This is a genomic window from Flavobacterium salmonis (assembly GCF_903819435.1).
GTDB lineage: Bacteria > Bacteroidota > Bacteroidia > Flavobacteriales > Flavobacteriaceae > Flavobacterium > Flavobacterium chungangense.
The window spans coordinates 190,828-209,928 of the sequence record NZ_CAIJDP010000078.1; the positions used below are offsets into that span (position 1 = coordinate 190,828).

General features: G+C 35.1%; 15 protein-coding genes. 10 read left to right on the forward strand and 5 right to left on the reverse strand.

Annotated features, from left to right (window positions below; all coding sequences use genetic code 11):
* The first annotated feature begins 53 nt into the window (after window positions 1-53).
* The 3 genes from FLACHUCJ7_RS16420 to FLACHUCJ7_RS16430 all read left to right on the forward strand — a co-directional run bounded on the left by FLACHUCJ7_RS16420 (window position 54) and on the right by FLACHUCJ7_RS16430 (window position 3,939).
* Window positions 54-779: a hypothetical protein gene (locus FLACHUCJ7_RS16420; protein WP_078228346.1), complete on the forward strand. Its 726-nt coding sequence runs from the start codon at window positions 54-56 to the stop codon at window positions 777-779.
* Between the two features lie 245 nt (window positions 780-1,024).
* Complete coding sequence (locus tag FLACHUCJ7_RS16425) at window positions 1,025-3,373, forward strand: TonB-dependent siderophore receptor (RefSeq protein ID WP_180909649.1); 2,349 nt, start codon at window positions 1,025-1,027, stop codon at window positions 3,371-3,373.
* A gap of 140 nt (window positions 3,374-3,513) precedes the next feature.
* Window positions 3,514-3,939: an HIT family protein gene (locus tag FLACHUCJ7_RS16430; RefSeq protein ID WP_078228857.1), complete on the forward strand. Its 426-nt coding sequence runs from the start codon at window positions 3,514-3,516 to the stop codon at window positions 3,937-3,939.
* 93 nt (window positions 3,940-4,032) lie between these two features.
* On the opposite strand, the gene FLACHUCJ7_RS16435 is transcribed toward FLACHUCJ7_RS16430, so the two are convergent.
* Together FLACHUCJ7_RS16435 and FLACHUCJ7_RS16440 are read right to left on the reverse strand one after the other, a co-directional pair.
* On the reverse strand, window positions 4,033-5,805 hold the full coding sequence (locus FLACHUCJ7_RS16435) for a MutS-related protein (RefSeq protein ID WP_180909650.1): 1,773 nt from the start codon (window positions 5,803-5,805) through the stop codon (window positions 4,033-4,035).
* A gap of 68 nt (window positions 5,806-5,873) precedes the next feature.
* Window positions 5,874-6,707 carry a universal stress protein gene (locus FLACHUCJ7_RS16440; protein WP_078228352.1) on the reverse strand — a complete coding sequence of 278 codons (834 nt, stop codon included), beginning with the start codon at window positions 6,705-6,707 and terminating at the stop codon, window positions 5,874-5,876.
* Between the two features lie 180 nt (window positions 6,708-6,887).
* Here FLACHUCJ7_RS16440 and mnmE point away from each other — a divergent pair, with 180 nt between their 5' ends.
* Window positions 6,888-8,288, forward strand: a complete 1,401-nt coding sequence (gene mnmE, locus FLACHUCJ7_RS16445) for a tRNA uridine-5-carboxymethylaminomethyl(34) synthesis GTPase MnmE (RefSeq protein ID WP_078228354.1) — start codon at window positions 6,888-6,890, stop codon at window positions 8,286-8,288.
* Window positions 8,289-8,441: 153 nt separating this feature from the next.
* On the opposite strand, the gene FLACHUCJ7_RS16450 is transcribed toward mnmE, so the two are convergent.
* Entirely contained in the window at window positions 8,442-8,657 is a 216-nt protein-coding gene (locus FLACHUCJ7_RS16450) for a hypothetical protein (RefSeq protein WP_180909651.1), read from the reverse strand.
* A gap of 248 nt (window positions 8,658-8,905) precedes the next feature.
* Here FLACHUCJ7_RS16450 and FLACHUCJ7_RS16455 point away from each other — a divergent pair, with 248 nt between their 5' ends.
* Together FLACHUCJ7_RS16455 and FLACHUCJ7_RS16460 are read left to right on the forward strand one after the other, a co-directional pair.
* Window positions 8,906-11,113 (forward strand): hypothetical protein, encoded by a 2,208-nt coding sequence (locus tag FLACHUCJ7_RS16455; protein ID WP_180909652.1) that lies wholly within the window; start codon window positions 8,906-8,908, stop codon window positions 11,111-11,113.
* Window positions 11,113-11,871, forward strand: a complete 759-nt coding sequence (locus FLACHUCJ7_RS16460) for an SDR family oxidoreductase (RefSeq protein ID WP_180909653.1) — start codon at window positions 11,113-11,115, stop codon at window positions 11,869-11,871. The genes FLACHUCJ7_RS16455 and FLACHUCJ7_RS16460 overlap by 1 nt, the downstream gene beginning before the upstream one ends.
* A 199-nt stretch (window positions 11,872-12,070) precedes the next feature.
* Here FLACHUCJ7_RS16460 and FLACHUCJ7_RS16465 read toward each other — a convergent pair whose 3' ends face one another.
* Window positions 12,071-12,262 carry a cold-shock protein gene (locus tag FLACHUCJ7_RS16465; RefSeq protein WP_180909654.1) on the reverse strand — a complete coding sequence of 64 codons (192 nt, stop codon included), beginning with the start codon at window positions 12,260-12,262 and terminating at the stop codon, window positions 12,071-12,073.
* Between the two features lie 232 nt (window positions 12,263-12,494).
* Between FLACHUCJ7_RS16465 and FLACHUCJ7_RS16470 the strand changes: the two genes are divergently transcribed.
* The 3 genes from FLACHUCJ7_RS16470 to FLACHUCJ7_RS16480 all read left to right on the forward strand — a co-directional run bounded on the left by FLACHUCJ7_RS16470 (window position 12,495) and on the right by FLACHUCJ7_RS16480 (window position 16,116).
* Window positions 12,495-13,469, forward strand: a complete 975-nt coding sequence (locus FLACHUCJ7_RS16470) for a hypothetical protein (protein ID WP_180909655.1) — start codon at window positions 12,495-12,497, stop codon at window positions 13,467-13,469.
* Between the two features lie 459 nt (window positions 13,470-13,928).
* The gene (locus FLACHUCJ7_RS16475; protein WP_180909656.1) at window positions 13,929-14,705 is read left to right on the forward strand and encodes an SDR family NAD(P)-dependent oxidoreductase; all 777 of its coding nucleotides are present in this window, start codon (window positions 13,929-13,931) and stop codon (window positions 14,703-14,705) included.
* An 859-nt stretch (window positions 14,706-15,564) separates the two neighbouring features.
* Window positions 15,565-16,116, forward strand: coding sequence for a response regulator (locus tag FLACHUCJ7_RS16480; protein WP_180909657.1), 552 nt, complete (start codon window positions 15,565-15,567; stop codon window positions 16,114-16,116).
* A gap of 45 nt (window positions 16,117-16,161) precedes the next feature.
* On the opposite strand, the gene FLACHUCJ7_RS16485 is transcribed toward FLACHUCJ7_RS16480, so the two are convergent.
* Window positions 16,162-16,671 carry a response regulator gene (locus FLACHUCJ7_RS16485; protein WP_219634121.1) on the reverse strand — a complete coding sequence of 170 codons (510 nt, stop codon included), beginning with the start codon at window positions 16,669-16,671 and terminating at the stop codon, window positions 16,162-16,164.
* 209 nt (window positions 16,672-16,880) lie between these two features.
* Between FLACHUCJ7_RS16485 and FLACHUCJ7_RS16490 the strand changes: the two genes are divergently transcribed.
* Complete coding sequence (locus tag FLACHUCJ7_RS16490) at window positions 16,881-18,401, forward strand: PAS domain-containing sensor histidine kinase (RefSeq protein WP_180909659.1); 1,521 nt, start codon at window positions 16,881-16,883, stop codon at window positions 18,399-18,401.
* The last annotated feature ends 700 nt before the right edge of the window (window positions 18,402-19,101 follow it).

Genomic DNA, 19,101 nt, shown 5'->3' on the forward strand with positions numbered 1-19,101 from the left:
AAATTAGTTTTTAAGGGATTTTATCACAAACAATAATTAAAAACGTACTTATTATGAAATCAAATAACTTAAAAAAACTGGCTTTTGCAATTTTAATGCTTCTTGTAAGCCCTGCCCTTTTTGCCCACGCCTTATGGATTGAAACTAAAGCTACTGGTACAAAAGGCAAGGCTCAGGAAATATCCATATATTTTGGAGAATTCGCAGATAACGATATTACCAAAGCCGACAAATGGTTTTCAGATTTAAAAGACTTTACTTTAGTATTGGTTTCTCCTTCAAAAAAAGAAACCAAATTAACTTCTAAAGCATTAGAAAATAAATATCAGGCATTTTTTACACCTGATGAAGACGGAGTTTACACCATTGTAATGCACCACAAAGTAAAAGATATTTACGGAACTATGGTTTTAGATTACAATTCAAGTGCAACAGTTGTAGTAGGAAACAAAACTGCAGGAAACTATGCAACGGCAAATAATAATGTAATTAGCGTTTTTAGTGAAAATGCAGACATCGCTAAGAAAAACGCCAAAATCGACATATTTGCTTTGTACGAAGGCGCTTCTGCCAAAAAGCAAAAAGTAAAAGTAATTGCCCCAAACGGGTGGGAAAAAGAATTATGGACAAACGATAAAGGAGAAATCTCTTTTACGCCAATCTGGCCAGGAAATTACATGGTAGAATTTGCATATACCGAAAAAGTATCAGGAGAACATAACAGTAAAAAATATGATGAAATTTGGAAAATGGCAACTTATTTAATTGCCGTAAAATAAATTTAAGTTTTATGATTTAATTAAGCCTTTTTCAATTCAGAAAAAGGCTTTTTTTGTTTAAACCATTTTAAAAACATCTTATTTTTCTTATATTATTGAAGCGGTATATTTAAAAAAAATTAATAAACAATTAACAAACAAATAGTTGTAAAATTAATAGTAATTAATCTAAATAAACTTTTAAATAATAAACATACCCGCTATATTTGCAAAAAAATTATTTTAAATTATTCTAAATAAACACCATGAAATATATTTTACTTTTCAGTTTATCATTTCTAAGTTTTGCTACTTACAGCCAGGATTATTCAAATAACGATACTGCATCAGCAATTAATGATACTGTAAAAAACAAAAAAGGTGAAGTTCTTAATGAGGTTAAAATTACTGCCAACAAACCAAAAAAACCAATTTCTGCAGCTCGCTCAGGAATTAAGGTAATGGATTTACCACAAAGTGTTCAGATTGTTGGAAGTGAAGTTATCGAACAACAGCAGGCTATTCGTTTAAGTGACGTTATAAAAAATGCTAATGGCGTTTATGTAGGTTCAGCCCGTGGTGGTGCACAAGAATCTTTTTGGTCAAGAGGCTATACGATGGATACAAATAACATGTTTAAAAATGGATTTCGCTATAATACAGGATCTATTCCAGATGTATCAGGTTTAGAAAAGGTAGAATTTTTAAAAGGGGGATCAGCATTATTATTTGGAAATGTTACCCCGGGAGGAATTCTAAATTTAGTTACCAAGACCCCAAAATTCACAGAAGGCGGTGAATTATCCATGCAAATGGGAAGCTATGCTTTTTACAAACCATCGATCGATTTTTACGGCCCTTTAAACAAATCAATCGCCTATCGTATTAATGCTTCTTACGAAAATTCAGAAAGCTTTAGGGATTATGTAAAAAATGAACGTATTTATTTTAATCCTTCGTTATTATTTAACCTTACTGAAAAAACTCATATTACATTACAAGGAGATTATCTAAGTGCCGACTGGACACCGGATTTTGGAACCGGAATTGTTGGAAAAGAAATTTTAGATTTACCACGCAATCAATTTTTTGGAGCACTTTGGTCAACGGGGAACACAAAATCTTCAAGTGTTTCATTAATACTTAATCATAACTTTAATGATAATTGGAAGTTAGGTTTTAATTCTTCTTTTCAATCCTACAGAAGAACTCAAACAACAACAGCACAATTATCTAATTTAGCTTATTCAACCAATAGCACAACAGGTGAAAAAGAAGTTCTCTGGAAAAGAGGATTAACAAAAGCTGATGCCGGAGAAAATATATTTGGAGACCAATTGAATCTTCAGGGTATCTTTAATACTGGAATAATCAAACATCAAATATTTACCGGGGTTGACTATGAATATTCAACAGCTCCAAATTATACTTTTGGTTTCTTTGATCCTGCAAAACCTGCTGATCTTGTAACAACAGAGGCAAAAGCCATAAATATCTTAAACTACGATTACAGCACTCAAAGCCTTAATGTGCCTTACAGCAACAGAATAACCCAATTGGCTACAACAGATACAAAACGCTTTGGAGCTTTTGCACAAGATTTAATTTCAATCACAGAACATATCAAGTTTTTAGGAGGAATTCGTTGGTCATGGCAGGAAAGTCAGGTTACTACAACAAAAGAAGTAATAGAAAAAGAAATAGTAAACGGACAGCCTACTAATAAAAATATAATCACAACGCCATATGAAAATGCAGTCCCTGTAACTGCGGCAAAAGCATTAAACAGAGCTTTTTCTCCAAAAGCAGGACTGGTTATACAGCCTAACAAAGATATGTCGCTATTTGCCAGCTATTCTAACTCGTTTACACCAAATACCGGAACTACAGTTGATTTTAAACCATTAGACCCATCTATCATTGATCAGTACGAAGTAGGTATCAAAAAAGATTTCTGGAAAGGAGATTTGAGTACAAATGTAACAGCTTACATGATTGAAAACAACAATTTAGCTCAAACTGCTCAATTTCAAGCAGATGGAGTTTCTGAAAATGTAAACACTAATTTAAAAGAATTAGTTGGAGCTACAAAAGGAAAAGGTATTGAAATCGATGTTACCGCAAGACCTGTTGAAGGTTTAAACATAATGGCAGGATATAGTTTTAATGAAACTAAAGTTTCAAAATCTTCGGGAACAAGCGGAAGTCTTGTGGTAGGTGATATTTTAGCAAGAACTCCTAAACATACAGCAAATTTGAGCTTTTTCTATAAATTGCCTTACGGGTTATTAAAAGGATTCTCATTTGGAGCAATTGCTAATTATGTTGGCGACCGCACAGGAGGCTGGAATGATGATTACTTATGGACAGAAATCAAACCAGCACCTACTAACCCAAATGATCCAAAATACATAGTTACTATCAGAGATCGTGACATTCCATTAGAAGGTTACGCAACTATTGATGCGTCTGTAGGTTACGAATGGAAAAAAATGTCTCTTTTATGTAAATTATCAAACATTACAGATGAATTAAACTATACAGTCCACGAAAATTATAGCACAAACCCAATCGCACCACGTCAGGTAATAGTTAGCTTGAAATACAAATTGTAACCTAAGTTTTAGTTTACTCCTTAAAAACTTTTTCTGCCTCTTTCATTTTTGAAAAGCAGAAAAAGTTTTTCCTTTTAAAATAAAAAGTATTTTTGCCGAAAGTACTTTCAATTATTACAAACCTTTTATTTAATCAAAACATGCCTAGTCCAGTTTCAGAATGCCTGTATTGTCAAAACAATGATACCTTAAGCCAGTTAATGATAAAAGTTGCAGATTTAAAAGTATCTCAACTTTTCCTTTTTAAAGAGCAATCTTATACGGGACGCTTAAATGTAGTTTACAAAGATCATGCAGTTGAATTTTATGAATTAAGCGATGAACAGCGCAATTTATTTATGGAAGATGCTGCTACAACAGCAAAAGCTATTGCAAAAGCTTTTAATCCTGATAAAATCAATTATGGAGCGTTTAGTGATACTTTATCTCACTTACACATGCACATTGTTCCGAAATACAAAGATGGCTACGGATTTGGAAGTGTTTTTGAAATGAACCCTCAAAAAACATATTTATCTGATTCAGAATATGACGCTGTTATAGAAAAAATTAAATCGAACTTGTAACACACATTTCGTTTTTTATTTTAAAACTTTTTCTGACTCTTCTTTATGAGGCAGAAAAAGTTTTTTTTACAAAAATTTGTTTGAATCAAAGAATTAAATAACCCCCATCTTTTGCATTAAAAAAGTAGCACTTTTATTTTTACAGATTCCGTTGCGAAGTTTATAATCAAAATGCAAATCATTGTCTTTTATTTCGACTTCAAAGCATTGGTTGGTCAAAGTTTCAGGATATTCATTAGTTGTTAAACAAACTTCAATATCATGTGTCGCAATGGCACCAATTGCATTTTTAGCAATGACTTTTTTAACTACTTCAATTGTTCCGTTTCGTTTGTCATCAGAATTGGTTCCTCTCAAAATTTCATCCAGTAAAACAAAAGCCGGTTTATCTTCCAAGGCATCCATAATTTGTTTTAAACGCTTGATTTCAGCAAAAAAGTAGGATTCACTATCTGCTAAAGAGTCAGATAATCTCATTGAAACTAAAACTTGCAATGGATGAATATTAGCATTTGAAGCACAGACAACTGACCCTATACCAGCTAATAACATATTGATCCCTAAACTTCTTAAAAAAGTGCTTTTTCCCGACATATTAGAACCCGTTAAAATCATAAAAGACTGCGGATAAAAATGAGTATCATTCCCTACTCTGCTTACGGGGTTCAATAGTGGATGGCTTAGATTTGTAAATTCAATTTTATGCTCCTTGTTTATTTCAGGAAATACAAAGTCAGAATTGTTATACGCTAAATTTGCCAAGCTGTTTAAGGTTTCAAATTCCCCTATAACAGAAATCCATTTTTCAAGTTCATCTGCATACTCATTTTTCCAATTCAAAAGTGCTCTTAAAACATGGAGATTAAATAAAAAAGTTCCGTTAAAAACAGTTGCAGTAACAAAATTATTAATTGTATCCATTCTAGAAAACAATTCTGACAGCTGTTTTAAATGGGAACTGGCTTTTGCGTTTTTAAAAAACAACTGCTGTTTTAAATCATTCAGTTTCTTAGATTCAAAAGTTTCATTTTCAATTTTCTGAACCAGCAAACTATATTGCTTTATTATTTTATCAATATTTTCAGCTTTGGCAATTTCAGATCGAATACGTTTAACTCCACTTCCTAAAACAATCAGATTTCCGATAAAAACATAAGTCAGGTACGATAACAGAATAGTTTTTGAGGTAATAAAATAAGCCCCCAGAAAGCCAAAAAACAAGACAGGTAAAAGAATTGAAAGTACATTTAAAACTTTAGGTAAATAATTATTTTTAAATGATTTCCAATGCATTAACGAATCATATGAATCTTTACTGTCATGACTGACAACTGCTAAAGCAAAAAACTCCTGCCTCCAGTTTATTTTTGATTTAAGCTCTTTAACTGCTTCTTGATTTTCAAGAATACTTTCATTGGAGTTCAATTTTAATAATTGGTTTGCTAATGTTTTTTTCCCTACAAAAGTTGCTGTTCTGTTTAAATTCTGAAATAAGGAATGTTCTCCAAAGATATCCAGATCATATGCATAAGGATGATGGAAATCATTAAATTCAATACCGTTTTCAAAAGGAAGTTTTTCTCTTTTTAGAAAAGAGATTTCATTTTCATTTATTTTTAAAAGTGTAATTAAAAACTGTTTTTGAAATGACAGACGCGAATGAATACGCATTAAAAATATAAAACAAATAAAAAATACAACAGCACTAATTAAGTATAAAATTTCGCTTGTTTTAATATAATAAAACATCAGTAACAAAAAACTAAAAATACTTAAGAGCCTTAAAATACTTATACTGTTATACTTTTTATTAGTTGTATGTAATGATTCGGTGTATTGCGAAACCTTGTTTTGATAATAATCCATCTTTTTAATTTAATGAATCACAAATATAGGTTTTACCAATACAAAACACTGATTAATTACATCAGAAATTAGTTATCATGCATCACTAAAACAGGAATAGAAACCTCTTTCGTTATTTTTTTAGCAAAACCAGAACTAAAAAACCCTTCAAAAAAGGATCTTTTATGTGTAATAGTCGTGAGAACATCAATATCCTTAAAAAGTATAAAATCAAGTATTGTTTCTTTGACATCATCACTTGGCAACACTAAAAATTCTACATTTTCATCAGCAAACTCGACTTCCCATTCTTTGATGGTTTGCTGGGACACATCCGAATCAGAAGTTTTAACATATAAACTTCGAACTTTTGCATCCGTTTTCTTTGCTATTTTTAATACTTTTCTCAACTCTTTTTTATCTTTTTCCCGATACCTGGTAGTAAAACCAATTACTTTTATCTTTTTAAATTTAGCATCTATCGGAACACATAACACCGGAACCTCAACCCCTGAAATCACAGAACTAGTATTGGATCCCAAAAAGAAAGTTGTCCAGTCTGAGACTCCATTTGTACCCATAATTACAAAATCAATTTGATCTTCTTTTACAGCATTTTTTAAATTATAGAGCAAATCACCATCCATTAACCGGTGTTTTATTACTATTTCATTTAAATTTCGTTCAGCAGCAATAGCCCTTAATTTAGGGATTTCATCTTTAAAAAGGTCAAATTTAGCCAATTCTATTGAACTGTAAATTGCTGCGTAATTCTCGGGGAAAAACTGACTGTCATATACCGGAATTTCAAAAGTATGCAGTAAAATGAGTTCGGCATTGACAACTTTAGCAAATTCTAAAGCATGGACAAATGCATTTGTAGCTGCTTCAGAAAAATCAGTTGGAAATAATATCTTTTTCATTTTATATCTGATTAATTGGTTTCTATTCAAATTTAATCATTATAAAGGCAAAACAAACTGATAATTATCAGGATTTTAACAGTTAATAATTTCTTAATAGTGCTATTTTAGACTCATTAATGTTATCATTTGTAATTTTCATAGCTCGTAAGATTTCTGCTTTTTTCTTACCTTTGCAAGATGATAAATCAAGATTCTATAGTGGCATTGGCTACTCCATCCGGAGCAGGAGCTATTGCTATAATTCGTATTTCAGGTGCCGAAGCAATCTCCATTGGAAACTCTGTTTTTAAATCTATAAAAAATAAGGACTTAACAAAGCAAAAGACACATACTTTACATTTGGGCCACATTGTGGATAACGAAAAAACGCTGGATGAAGTTTTAGTATCTGTTTTTAAAGGACCTAACTCTTACACCGGCGAAGATACAATCGAAATTTCATGTCATGGTTCAACTTATATCCAACAACAAATTATCCAGTTATTATTGAGAAAAGGCTGTCGTATGGCTGATGCTGGAGAATTTACCTTGAGAGCTTTCCTGAACGGCAAATTGGATTTATCACAGGCAGAAGCTGTTGCCGATTTGATTTCTTCTGACAATGAAGCTTCACACCAAATTGCCATGCAGCAAATGCGAGGCGGTTTTAGTAATGAAATTGCCCGGTTAAGAGAAGAGCTTTTAAACTTTGCATCTTTAATTGAACTAGAATTGGATTTTGCAGAAGAAGATGTTGAATTTGCAGACCGAACACAATTTTATGAGTTATTAAACCGAATTGAATTTGTCCTAAAACGTCTAATCGACTCATTTGCTATTGGAAACGTCATTAAAAATGGAATCCCGGTTGCTATCGTCGGAGAACCAAATGTTGGTAAATCAACTTTGTTAAATGCCTTATTAAACGAAGAGCGGGCAATTGTTTCTGACATAGCCGGAACAACACGCGATACTATTGAAGATGAATTGGTTATTGGCGGAATTGGGTTTAGATTTATCGATACAGCAGGAATTCGTGAAACAAAAGATGTTGTTGAAAGCATTGGAATAAAAAAGACTTTCGAAAAAATCGACCAGGCTCAAGTTGTTGTTTATTTGTTTGATGGTTTAAAGTTTCAGCTTTCAAGTTCTGAATTTGTTTCAGAGATTGAACAAATCAAAAATAAATACCCATTAAAACCTTTATTAATTGTTGTTAATAAAAAGGATGTTTTGTCTCACGAAGAAGTCTTAAACATTACAAATCAACTTGAGAATCTAAATGCTAAGCTTCTTTTAATTTCTGCCAAACAAAAAATTGGTGTTGATGATTTAAAAAATGAATTACTTTCTTTTGTAAACACCGGTGTACTAAGAAATAACGAAACTATAATCACAAATACAAGACATTATGATTCATTGCTTAAAGCTTTAGACGAAATACAAAAAGTAAAATTTGGCCTTGAAACGAACCTTTCCAGTGACTTAATTGCACTGGATATTAAAGAAGCTCTTTATCAGTTCGGGCTTATTACAGGTCAGGTCAGCAATGACGAATTATTGGGTAATATTTTCGCTAATTTCTGCATTGGAAAGTAACTATATATTTCAAAGTATCATATTTCTACATTCCATGCGCTATAAACAAAGGGTTTTCTATGCTTTGATGTATAACTTTGTTTACCCTTATTTACTGTATTTAGTTTACTAATTGTACTACTACATTTGGAAATAAGAGATTTTTTAGGAATTTTATACTACCATAGATTGTAAAACCTTACCAACCAGTGCTTTTTCAGCCCAATAGATATCTTTTAGCGAATCTACAAATAATTCTCTCAGCCCTTCTGCAGCAGAAGGTTTTGCCGTCACGGTCCCTTTTGGAGCTGTTTTGGACGCTGTTGGTTTAGCAGCAGCAGTTCCCATTTTACTTTTTGTATCAGCTGTTTTTTTTATCGCAGTTTTCATAATGATATTTTTAAAGGTTATAAATCAAAATTACAATGCGCTGTTTTATAATTCCTTACAGCTTTTCAGCTGATCTTTACAGTATTTTAAGATGCCCAGCATTAACAGAAAAAAGAAAAAATTTATAAAAACTAGGAAAAATTATATAAAACAAAATACGGCTGTTTTACTGAAATTTGTTCATCATGAAGATCCTATAATCCATTACGCAGTACGTACCACATTTTTATAAACTAAAACTTATCATTATGCATACCATCACACCATGGAGCGCAACTGCTCAGGCAGATATTGAAAATAGTGACATACTTTTAGAAAGAAAAATTCTTGATTATACTTATCAATTTTACAATACAGGCGATTCTCTCTGGATTGTCGCCCTTATGCCCAATAATGGAAAAATAGCGTTTCGCGCCGCATTTGCAATGAACGGCTGTTTTGAAGTGTCCAATATTTTTGATGACGAAGATAGTATCGTCATAATTTTAAATTCCAAACTTGGAAATTATGAACTTCGCGTTACTTTTCCCGATGAAGCTTCGCCTTTGCTGCATTATACTACCAGCTTTAAGGCAAACATCCCATTAATGATTCCGTTTTGGCCACGGGATATACTTCCGCTTACACAAAATGGAAGTGTAGAAAATACCAGCGGTAAAATCCATATCGAGCAGTTCGGTTCCAGATCAGGATTACTATTTGCAAGCATTACAAAACCGCAAACGGGCTCCTTTTTTTATTTTCAAAACCTTACGTCCTTATCAGAATATTGCGAAGTGACCCAAACGGAATCAAAAAGCACCGTCGGCGGAACCTGGCCGGAAATTGGATTTCAGCTTCCAGCTACAGATAAGCTGCCTCTTCCTGCAGATAAAGCCTTTACAATATCCGATGCTTATGTTGTATTAACTACCGAAATATTTGAGCAGACATCACCTATCTGCGAAAATTTCTTAAATAATCTTGTAAAAATATACAAGGTATTGGCGCAGCCCAGAATTGAATACAATGACTGGCCTGATATTGCGCAGAAAGTCATTACAGACCTAACCTATAACAAAGGTGCATGGACACAAAATAACGGAAATCCGTATCTCAATGCCTATTTGTGCGATTATGAAACTCCTGCCGAGAGTATGGTTCAGCTTGCCGTACTCACTCCATTTAAGGAATATGAAAAATGGAGCGGCGAAAAACAGCCGCTTTGTGAGGATTTAATAAAAGGGCTGCCCGCTTTTTATGATCCAAAAATTAAATGCATAAACAGATGGCTTCCCGCACTTGTTGACAAACTTGACCAGTCCGAAGAACAAAAAAAAGAAATGGTGATGGATTCCTGGTACCTGCATCATCCTTTGATGAATTTGGCCAGGCTGGCTTTACATGGCGACAAAACAGCAGAGAAACTCGTTTTAGATTCCATTGATTATGCCATAAAAGTGGCGCACCATTTTAAATATTCATGGCCGGTATTTTATAATATGGAAACCCTGGAAATAATCAAAGCAGAAACCGCTCCGGGCGCAGGAGGAGAAAGAGATGTTCCAGGTGCTTACGCTCATTTAATGTTATTGGTTTATAAGCTGACCAAAGAAAAACGCTATTTAAACGAGGCAGAAAAAGCGGCAAAAAAATTGGAAAATCTGGGAGTCAATATTTTATATCAGGCTAATAATACCGCTTTTTCGGCGGGAGCATTATTAGAATTGTATAAAATTACCAATAAAAAACTGTATCTGGATTTAAGTTATACCTGCCTTAGCGGGTTATTTAAAAATGTACAGCTTTACGACTGCAGATATGGCTTTGGAAAAAATTACACGAATTTCTTTTCCATCTTTCCACTAAATGACGCGCCGTATACTGCGGCTTACGAAGAATTAGAAGTCTATGCCGCTTTATCAGAATATTTCATTCAGGCAAAGGACGTGGCTATTTTACCAGCGTTAAAAACGCTGATTCCCGAATTCATAAAATTTGCCGTTAGCAGAATTGCCTATTATTATCCCGCAATGCTGCCTAAAGAAATGCTCTCTGAAGAAGTGAAAACGGGAGAAATACAGGCTGATTTGTGGGTTCCATTAGAGGATTTATACAATGGCTGGGAGAAAAGCGGTCAGGTTGGTCAGGAAGTTTACGGTGCCGGAATGGCATTTGGTGTCGTGCCAAGACAATACATCAAAGTCGATGAAGACTTTTTAATTTTTATCGATTATCCTAATCAATATACCAGAAGGGGAAAATCAGTCACCATACACCTTGACGGGGATAAAGATATGTCGTGCAATTTAAAAATTATAAAATTAGGCGATCGAAGTATTAAAATGAAAGTATTTCAGAATAAAGAGCCATTGAAGGCCTTTCACGAAAGTGCAAAACTGCATGAATATGAAATTTCAGCTCAGGCTTTAATTACGATTGAATGGTACTATTTACTAATAAATAAAAACACATAATGGAAAAATTAACAAATTACTTTGGACAAAACATCAATGGAAGACGAATTGTAATCACGGGCGGAACAACCGGAATAGGAAAAGCAATTGCCGATGTATTAGTATCGCTGGGCGGGCGCGTTCTTATTTTTGGAAGAGATCAAGAAGATTTCGATAATGCCGTTGCCGATATCAAACAACAATTTCCGGGCAGCGAAGTTTATGGCACCCCGGCAGATGTAACCAAAAAAGAAGACATTGATAAAATCTTTGAAATAGTAGATAATGAGCTGGGCGGAATTGACATTTTAATCAACAACGCAGCGCTCGCAGCGCCGGGACTTACCAAGGAAACCTATGAAGATTACAAGTATGTCATAGATACAAATATTACAGGTTATCTAGCCTTTGCTCAACAAGCCGCATCAAGAATGAAAGAGCAAAAATCAGGACATATTATCAATATTGGATCGATGAGCGCAGAAAGCCGTACTGCCGAAAGTACTATTTATGTGGCAACTAAAATAGCAATAAGAGGTTTTAGCACATCATTGCGTAAAGAATTAAATCCGCTTGGAATAAAAGTTTCTCTAATTGAACCCGGTGCGGTAACCAGCGACATGCAGACTGACCCAAAAAAAGTACAGCACGAGAAAGTAGAAAAACTGGAAATGCTGGAGGCTTACGATATTGCAATGAGTACTTTATTTTGCCTGTCACAGCCAAGAAGATGCGATATTGTAACTATGCAGATTCGTCCGCATCTGCAAATAATTTAATTGTACTGTTATAATTAATAACACTTTTTAGCCTTATGCTATTTACTTTATAAAGACACCTGTAATGCTGCAGGTGTTTTTTTTGCACTTTATCTGTCAATAATTATGTCAATGTACTAAGAAATGGATTCATCAAGGCATGATACAAAAAAAAAAGCACCTCTCAAAAGACAGGTGCTTTTACATTTTCTTTTGAAAATTAAGCCACTACGACGTTCACTGCATTAAGGCCTTTTTTACCCTCAGCAATATCATAGCGAACTTCATCGTTCTCACGGATACTCTCCGATAGACCTGTGGCATGGACAAAGATTTCACTCCCGCCGTTTTTCGGTGTTATAAATCCAAAACCTTTTTCTTCATTATAGAATTTCACTGTACCTTCCTGCATCTTTATAATTGTTATAATTTGAAATAAATGTATGATTTTAAAATCACAATTTGAAAAACAAATAGCAGTTTTATTGCTGATTATGAAAATTATATAACAAGAGAAGCGAATTATATAAAGATACTACTTTACAATTTTGCAGTTTTGAAATGTGTTATTTCTTACAATTAACTACTAAAATTGAAACAGGGAAAATCTCCTGTTAATATATAAATTATAATTTTTTAGACAAATGGCGCTACTAATTTTCACAAGATGCAGAATAATACTGCTGCTGCTGATTTGCAGCTCTCCTGCACTATTTTATCCACAGGCTCAAAAGCCGACACCTAAAGTTATGTTCGCTATTGAAACCTATGCCTACCTTAAAGGACAAAGTTCAGCTCTGAAAACTATAGCCAAACAATTTCCAGATCTTAAGCGCAAAGTCAGCGCGGCGCAAAATAATGCTGAAATTCCATTTTCAAGGGCAGAACGAAATATTGAACGCTTCCTGCAGGATGAGCTCACAGCGTCCGAATTTAAGATAGTACAACGAAATATCGATTCGCTGATTAATGTACAACTTCAAAACCCAATCGAAAAGCAAAAATATGCCATTGCTTTTCTTGAAAAAGTAAGCAAAGGAAGTCATCATATTACTGATACAACGATTTCAAAAGGCATACTGTCATTTGCTTACCACCACACGCCCCATGAAGAAATCAATGATGGCCATATTAAAACTTTCGCAACCAAAAACCATCCTAAAGCAGAACAAACTGCGCTTAAGGTTCCTATTCCGCACAGCTGGCTGGCAGAAGAAGCCCACATGCCCGAGACAATCCAGCAGTTTACCAGTTATTACGGAACGGGCAATGAGAAAATCACAATTGTAGTATATGATCTTTCCGAACAGCCTGAGATTATTCTAAATGAAAAATCAATACTCGAGATGATACCTCCCGAATCTGCGCTTATCCGCACCGAGAATGTAAAAATTGACGGTATTCCAGGTATGATGGTCGACGTGGAACAATCTCTTGGCAATGCTGCTGACCAAATGAAAATAAGAATGCTGCAGTTCATGTTTACACAAAAACAAAAACTGTACTGCCTGCAGGGGAGCATCGGTCCGGTCGCATCAAACAAAAATCTTGACTTGCAAATTAAAAAATATGAACCTTTATTTCGTCTTATTGCGTCTAAGACGGTGATAGAGGATTAAATTTTCAAAAGCATTAAATAGTCTGGAATTTAAATTTTATCGAACTTCCATATTAGATTTAATTTCTTCAAAGACAAAATTGGGCCCGATGCCCAATAGCCCCGATAGTAATGGAAATCCTTTTGTGACGGGGTTCGGCACAAAAGATTGCAACGTATAGCGGGAAAAGATCCTAAATAACAATATATCCTTATTAATCAACTATTTACAAAGATCTCCGCTGTCAAGAGACACTCTCTCAGTCAAATTTTGTAAATCCCGATTAAAACTTTGTAAAACTGATATCGGCTGACAGACTAAATTTATTCTGAAGAAAAAAACTGGATTCAAAAAGGAAAATTGCTGGTATTAATAAATTAAATAAAATTATTTGCATTAAAAAGGCATAAGAACAAATTGTAGATTAAAATATTGAATTGCCGGCCGGGTAAAAAAAATTAACTTGTAATAAATAACATCATGGGAGATACTAAAAATTATGCGCTGATTACCGGAGCAACTGAAGGAATCGGCTACGAGCTTGCCAAGCTCTTTGCCAGGGATGGCTACAACCTTGTTATTGTGGCAAGGCATGAAAATGAGTTAAAAAACAGAGCTGCCGAGTTCAAAAAGCATAACATTGATGTCATTGCTATTGCAAAAGATCTGTTTAAAAGAGAGGACGCCTTTGCCTTATGCGCGGAAGTGGAGTCAAGAAACATATCGATCGATGTGCTTGTAAATAATGCCGGACAAGGGGTTTACGGACTTTTCAAAGATACTGAAGTACAGCGCGAACTGGAAATTATTGACCTGAACATCGCCTCCACTGTAATACTGACAAAACATTTTACCAAGCAAATGATAGCCCGCAACTATGGCAAAATACTCAATCTTGCTTCAATAGCCAGCAAGAGCCCGGGGCCATGGCAGTCGGTTTACCACGGGACCAAAGCTTTTGTTTACTCATTTTCCGAAGCTATCCGTCATGAATTGAAAGACAATAATATTACTGTTACCGCGCTATTGCCGGGCGCGACCGATACCGACTTTTTTAATAAGGCCGATATGCAGCGAAGCACAATAGTGCAGGACAAATCCTCGCTGGCGCATCCGGCCGATGTGGCAAAAGACGGCTATGAGGCACTCATGTCGGGCAAGGATAAAATTATTTCCGGCTTTAAGAATAAGGCCATGATCGGTATGAGCAATATTTTGCCCGATACCGCAGTTGCCGCCATGATGGACAAACAGTAGAAGCCTGCTGATCAACAGTCTGATTCTAAAACGTAAAAATGTTCCAAAAAGTTACTCTGTCATTAACTTTATAAGTACGCTACTATCACAAAGCCACCGTAAAGATGAGTAATTACCATTTGGTTCACCATAGCCAAAAGCTGCCAATTAAATTCAATTGGCGCTTTTTTTTTAGCTGTTATCATATATTACTAACGCGTAGATATTTACATCAATCCCCAACAGGACATCCAAACCAAATTGCTCAAGCCACTGAAAGTCATGCTCTACCAGTAGTAAGCCAATCTCTTTAAATCTTCCATAAAATTTATAGAAATTTATCCTCTTCCTGTCACAAACAAGCCAAATCGCGCCAATTGAAGACAATTGGAGTCATTTTTTTTATAATCTCACTTATTTTTATTACTGCTACTCAGCAGCCCTAGCCCCGATTGCTTCGCCAGTTCGCTTCGCTCGTGTGCAGCGGAAATCCTTTTGTGCCGGGTTTCGGCACAAAAGATTGGAACGTATAGAGGGAAGAGCTCCAAAAAAATAATATTAAACCTAAAAACTAAAATTATATACAATTGACGATGCTGACCCGGAAAAATGGCTCGTATCACACAACGAATTCCTAAAATTCACCTGCCTCTTTGAAAATAAAAGGTTTTATTATCAAAGAACCATTACAGGACTTTCAAATCCATCAGGTCACGTGAAAGAAATTCAATTACTTCAGAAAATGGAAAAATGGCTCAGGCAGTATCATAAGGAGAAAATAAACAGCTAATACTGGAAAATAATATGGCAGTATTTTTAATCCTTCAAATACTTATAAGGATTTCATTCCATAGCTATATAAAAATGCCAATATGGAATTATGGTTCCCAAAGTGCCCGCAAAAGTGCGGGCATTTAGTAATAATTATAGTAATGATAAGCTGCAGACTGCCAATAAAATGCCAAAACACCACTATTTGTCCTACATAAATATTATCTTTACTTGTATGAGAACAAACGGGGAGATTATAATTATTGAGGACGACCAGGATGACAGGGCCCTGCTTGGGGATATTTTTGAGAGTCTGGGGTATCCAAATAAAATAACTTTTATTGAAGATCCGATGGATGCGGTGCCCTATCTGTCAGATCCGGCAGTAAAACCGTTTATTATACTTTCCGACATTAATATGCCCAAAATAAACGGTTTTGAACTGCGCGAAGAAATTCTGTCCAATAGTGAAATAAGCGAAAAATGTGTACCCTATATCTTTTTATCTACTTCAAGAAGCCCTGAGAATGTCCTTCGGGCCTACGCCTGCCATGCGCAGGGTTATTTCAAAAAAGAAGATGATTTTGCCGTATTCACAACTGTCATCCAAAACATAGTGGAATATTGGCGCATTAGCCTTACACCGACAAATTCCTTATAAAAACGCGTCTTGGTATGATAAAATACAGCCAAAGCCCTATTTGCCTTAATCCTTCCGGGATATATTCTTTTCAGAAACAAAAAACATATTTTTAGCAGGGTTCACTAAAGCTTTTGTCCAGTGAAGAAAGAATACTTTTTTAAGGATGAGAATAAAGCCTGTAAAAGAACTTGGTTTTTGTATGTAGAGGTTTGCCCCTTTGTTAAAAGTATCTTCAATTTCGTCAGGGTGATTGGAAGTGGAGAGCATAACCGCTGGGATATCCTTAAGCTTTTGATCGCTCTTTATTTCAGCGAGTGCCTGCTTGCCCCCTTTAACGGGCATATTGATATCTATAAAAACAATATCGGGATTTGGTGCAGCCGGATCTTTTAAGGTGCTCAACAATTCCTCCCCGTTTTCTACCGTGGTAACTTCGGAAGGAACTTTTGATGCATCAAGAGCCTCCATGAATAATTCCTGATCATCCTTGTCATCTTCGGCCAATATAATTTTTACCGGCTCTTTTTCATTTAAGTCTTTAGGAGCTGCCATGGGATTTTCAGAACTTATCATATTGAGGTCGCTTTACAAGCACCAAAAGTACTCTATAAATGCTTAATAATATTCGGGCAAAGCGATAATATTAAAAAATATCGATTTTTTTACTTAACATTCACACAATACTACTGTTAGGGAATTAAACATGTTGGAGTTGTGCAATCATTTGCATTAAATTGTATAACATAAATCATAGGCAGTACACTACTTTAGCATCAACCATAATGCCAATAAATGTGCAGAACAATTTAATTTTTCTACAGGACATATTACTACATACTCCAGTGCCCACTGCAGTGTATTGTACTGACGATTTAATAATTTGCCTTGCTAATCCCGCCATGCAGAGTTTATGGAATACAGGCGAGCAGATTATTGGCAAAAAAATCGCTGACAGCATTTCTGAGTTTCACAAAGAATCGATCAGCGAAGAAATTCTAAGGGTAATGAAAACGGGAATACCTTTTCAGGTAAACGACCAAAAAGTTGACATCCTTGTAAAGGGAATATGGGCACCCCTTTTTTTAAATTCTAATTTTATCCCTCTTCGCGATGAAAAGGGAGCTGTTTACGGCGTGGTACATACCTGCATGGAAGTCACTAAATTACATGAGGCCACAAGTCAAAAAGTAAATTCCGATGAAATGCTGAGCATGGCTATCGAAGCCTGTGGCATGGGAACATATGAAATCGACCTTATAACAGATCAGATCAAAATTTCTGATAATTTTAAAAAACTCTGGTCTATCGGCGCTGAAATTACAATAGAGGCACTGGCAGCAAAACTGCATCCGGAGGATAACCGCCTTCTGGAAAAAGCTTATCAGGATGCCCTGCTAAAGGGAGTAGTCTGCTACGAGGCGAGAATTATACAGAAAGAAAAGTCTGAGAAATGGATTAAGGTTTTTGGAAAAATCATTAAAGATGAAAAGGGTGCCCCGTCAACCATCTTAGGAGTTGTGCAGGATATACATGACCAAAAAGAATTTGAAGCAGAACTTAAAAGAAAGATAGAAGAAAGTACCCTGGAACTGCGACGCTCTAATGATGATCTGCTGCATTTTGCCAATGTGGTGAGCCATGATCTTCAGGAACCGGTCAGAAAAATTAAAATCTTCAATGCTTTCTTAAAAAATGAGATTGCAGACCGGCTGCCGGAACGTTCTGTTATGCAATTAAATAAAATTGCCAATTCTGCTAATCGAATGCAATGCATTATTGAAGGGATACTTGCCTACTCTACTATGGACAAAAGTACCCAGCCAGTTGAAAAGATTTTCTTAAATGACCTGGTGGAGAACATCAGAACAGACCTGGAGCTTATCATAAAAGAAAAAGGTGCCGTTCTGATTATAGACGATCTTCCTGAAATCGAGGGAGCCCCTATTCTTATTGAGCAGCTATTCTATAATCTTATCCAAAATGCACTCAAATTCACAAAAGCGGGCCAGCCTCCCAGAATTATCATCACATCAACTATAAAGAATATCGATTCGGACGCCTCTATTGAAATTTCCTTCAGGGATAATGGTATTGGCATTGATCCTGTTTATGCAGAAAAAATATTTACCGCTTTTGAAAGACTTCATTCCAAAAATGAATACGAGGGAAACGGGATTGGCCTTGCCCTTTGTAAAAAGATAGTCGACAGGCACAACGGAACTATAATGGCTAGAGGAGAAAAAGAAAATGGTGCTGAATTTATAGTTACCCTTCCCCTTAAACAAGCCACGGAAAATATCTAGAAGCTGCTATTGTGCATTAGTTTTGTGGCAATATAACGGCGCATATTTTTTGGAGAGGATACCTTTTTTGCCATAAAAAGTTAAGTCGCTTTTTTTAAAGCTATTTGGCATGTCTAAGTTTTTTGGCAGTCTCATCACACATATATAAAAATTAAATAAATTATCTTTCAATCCTCAACAGGACATCCAAACCAAATTCATAAAGCCAATGAAAGACATTCCCTACCAGTAGTAAGCCAATCTCTTCAAATCCTCCATGAAATTTATAGAAATTTGTCCTGTTCCTGTCACACAGACAAATGGCGCCAATTGAAGACAATTGACGCCTTATTTTGCATAAAAATTTTTTAATCAATAGATTAGTTATTTTTTTGTTTTCGTTTCCTTTTCCTTTTTTTTATAACACATAACAACCAGAAAATATTTTACAAAAAATACTTTATTTTTGCACCGCCTGTAAATTAGAAATACAACAATTGAATTCAAATTTACATTTCTCCAAACGCAAAATAGGGCCGGCAGCCCTAGCCCCGATAGCAGTCTACCGTCAGGACACATCTTCAAATAGCTTCCACCCTTGCATTATTGAATTGAATTTCTATATTCCAATCCATAAAGTAGTAATTCCGGGTTTTCGCTCAGAGGTATAGCCTTTCCATCCTCCTAATCTGGCAATTGCCCAGACATACCTTTTTAAATC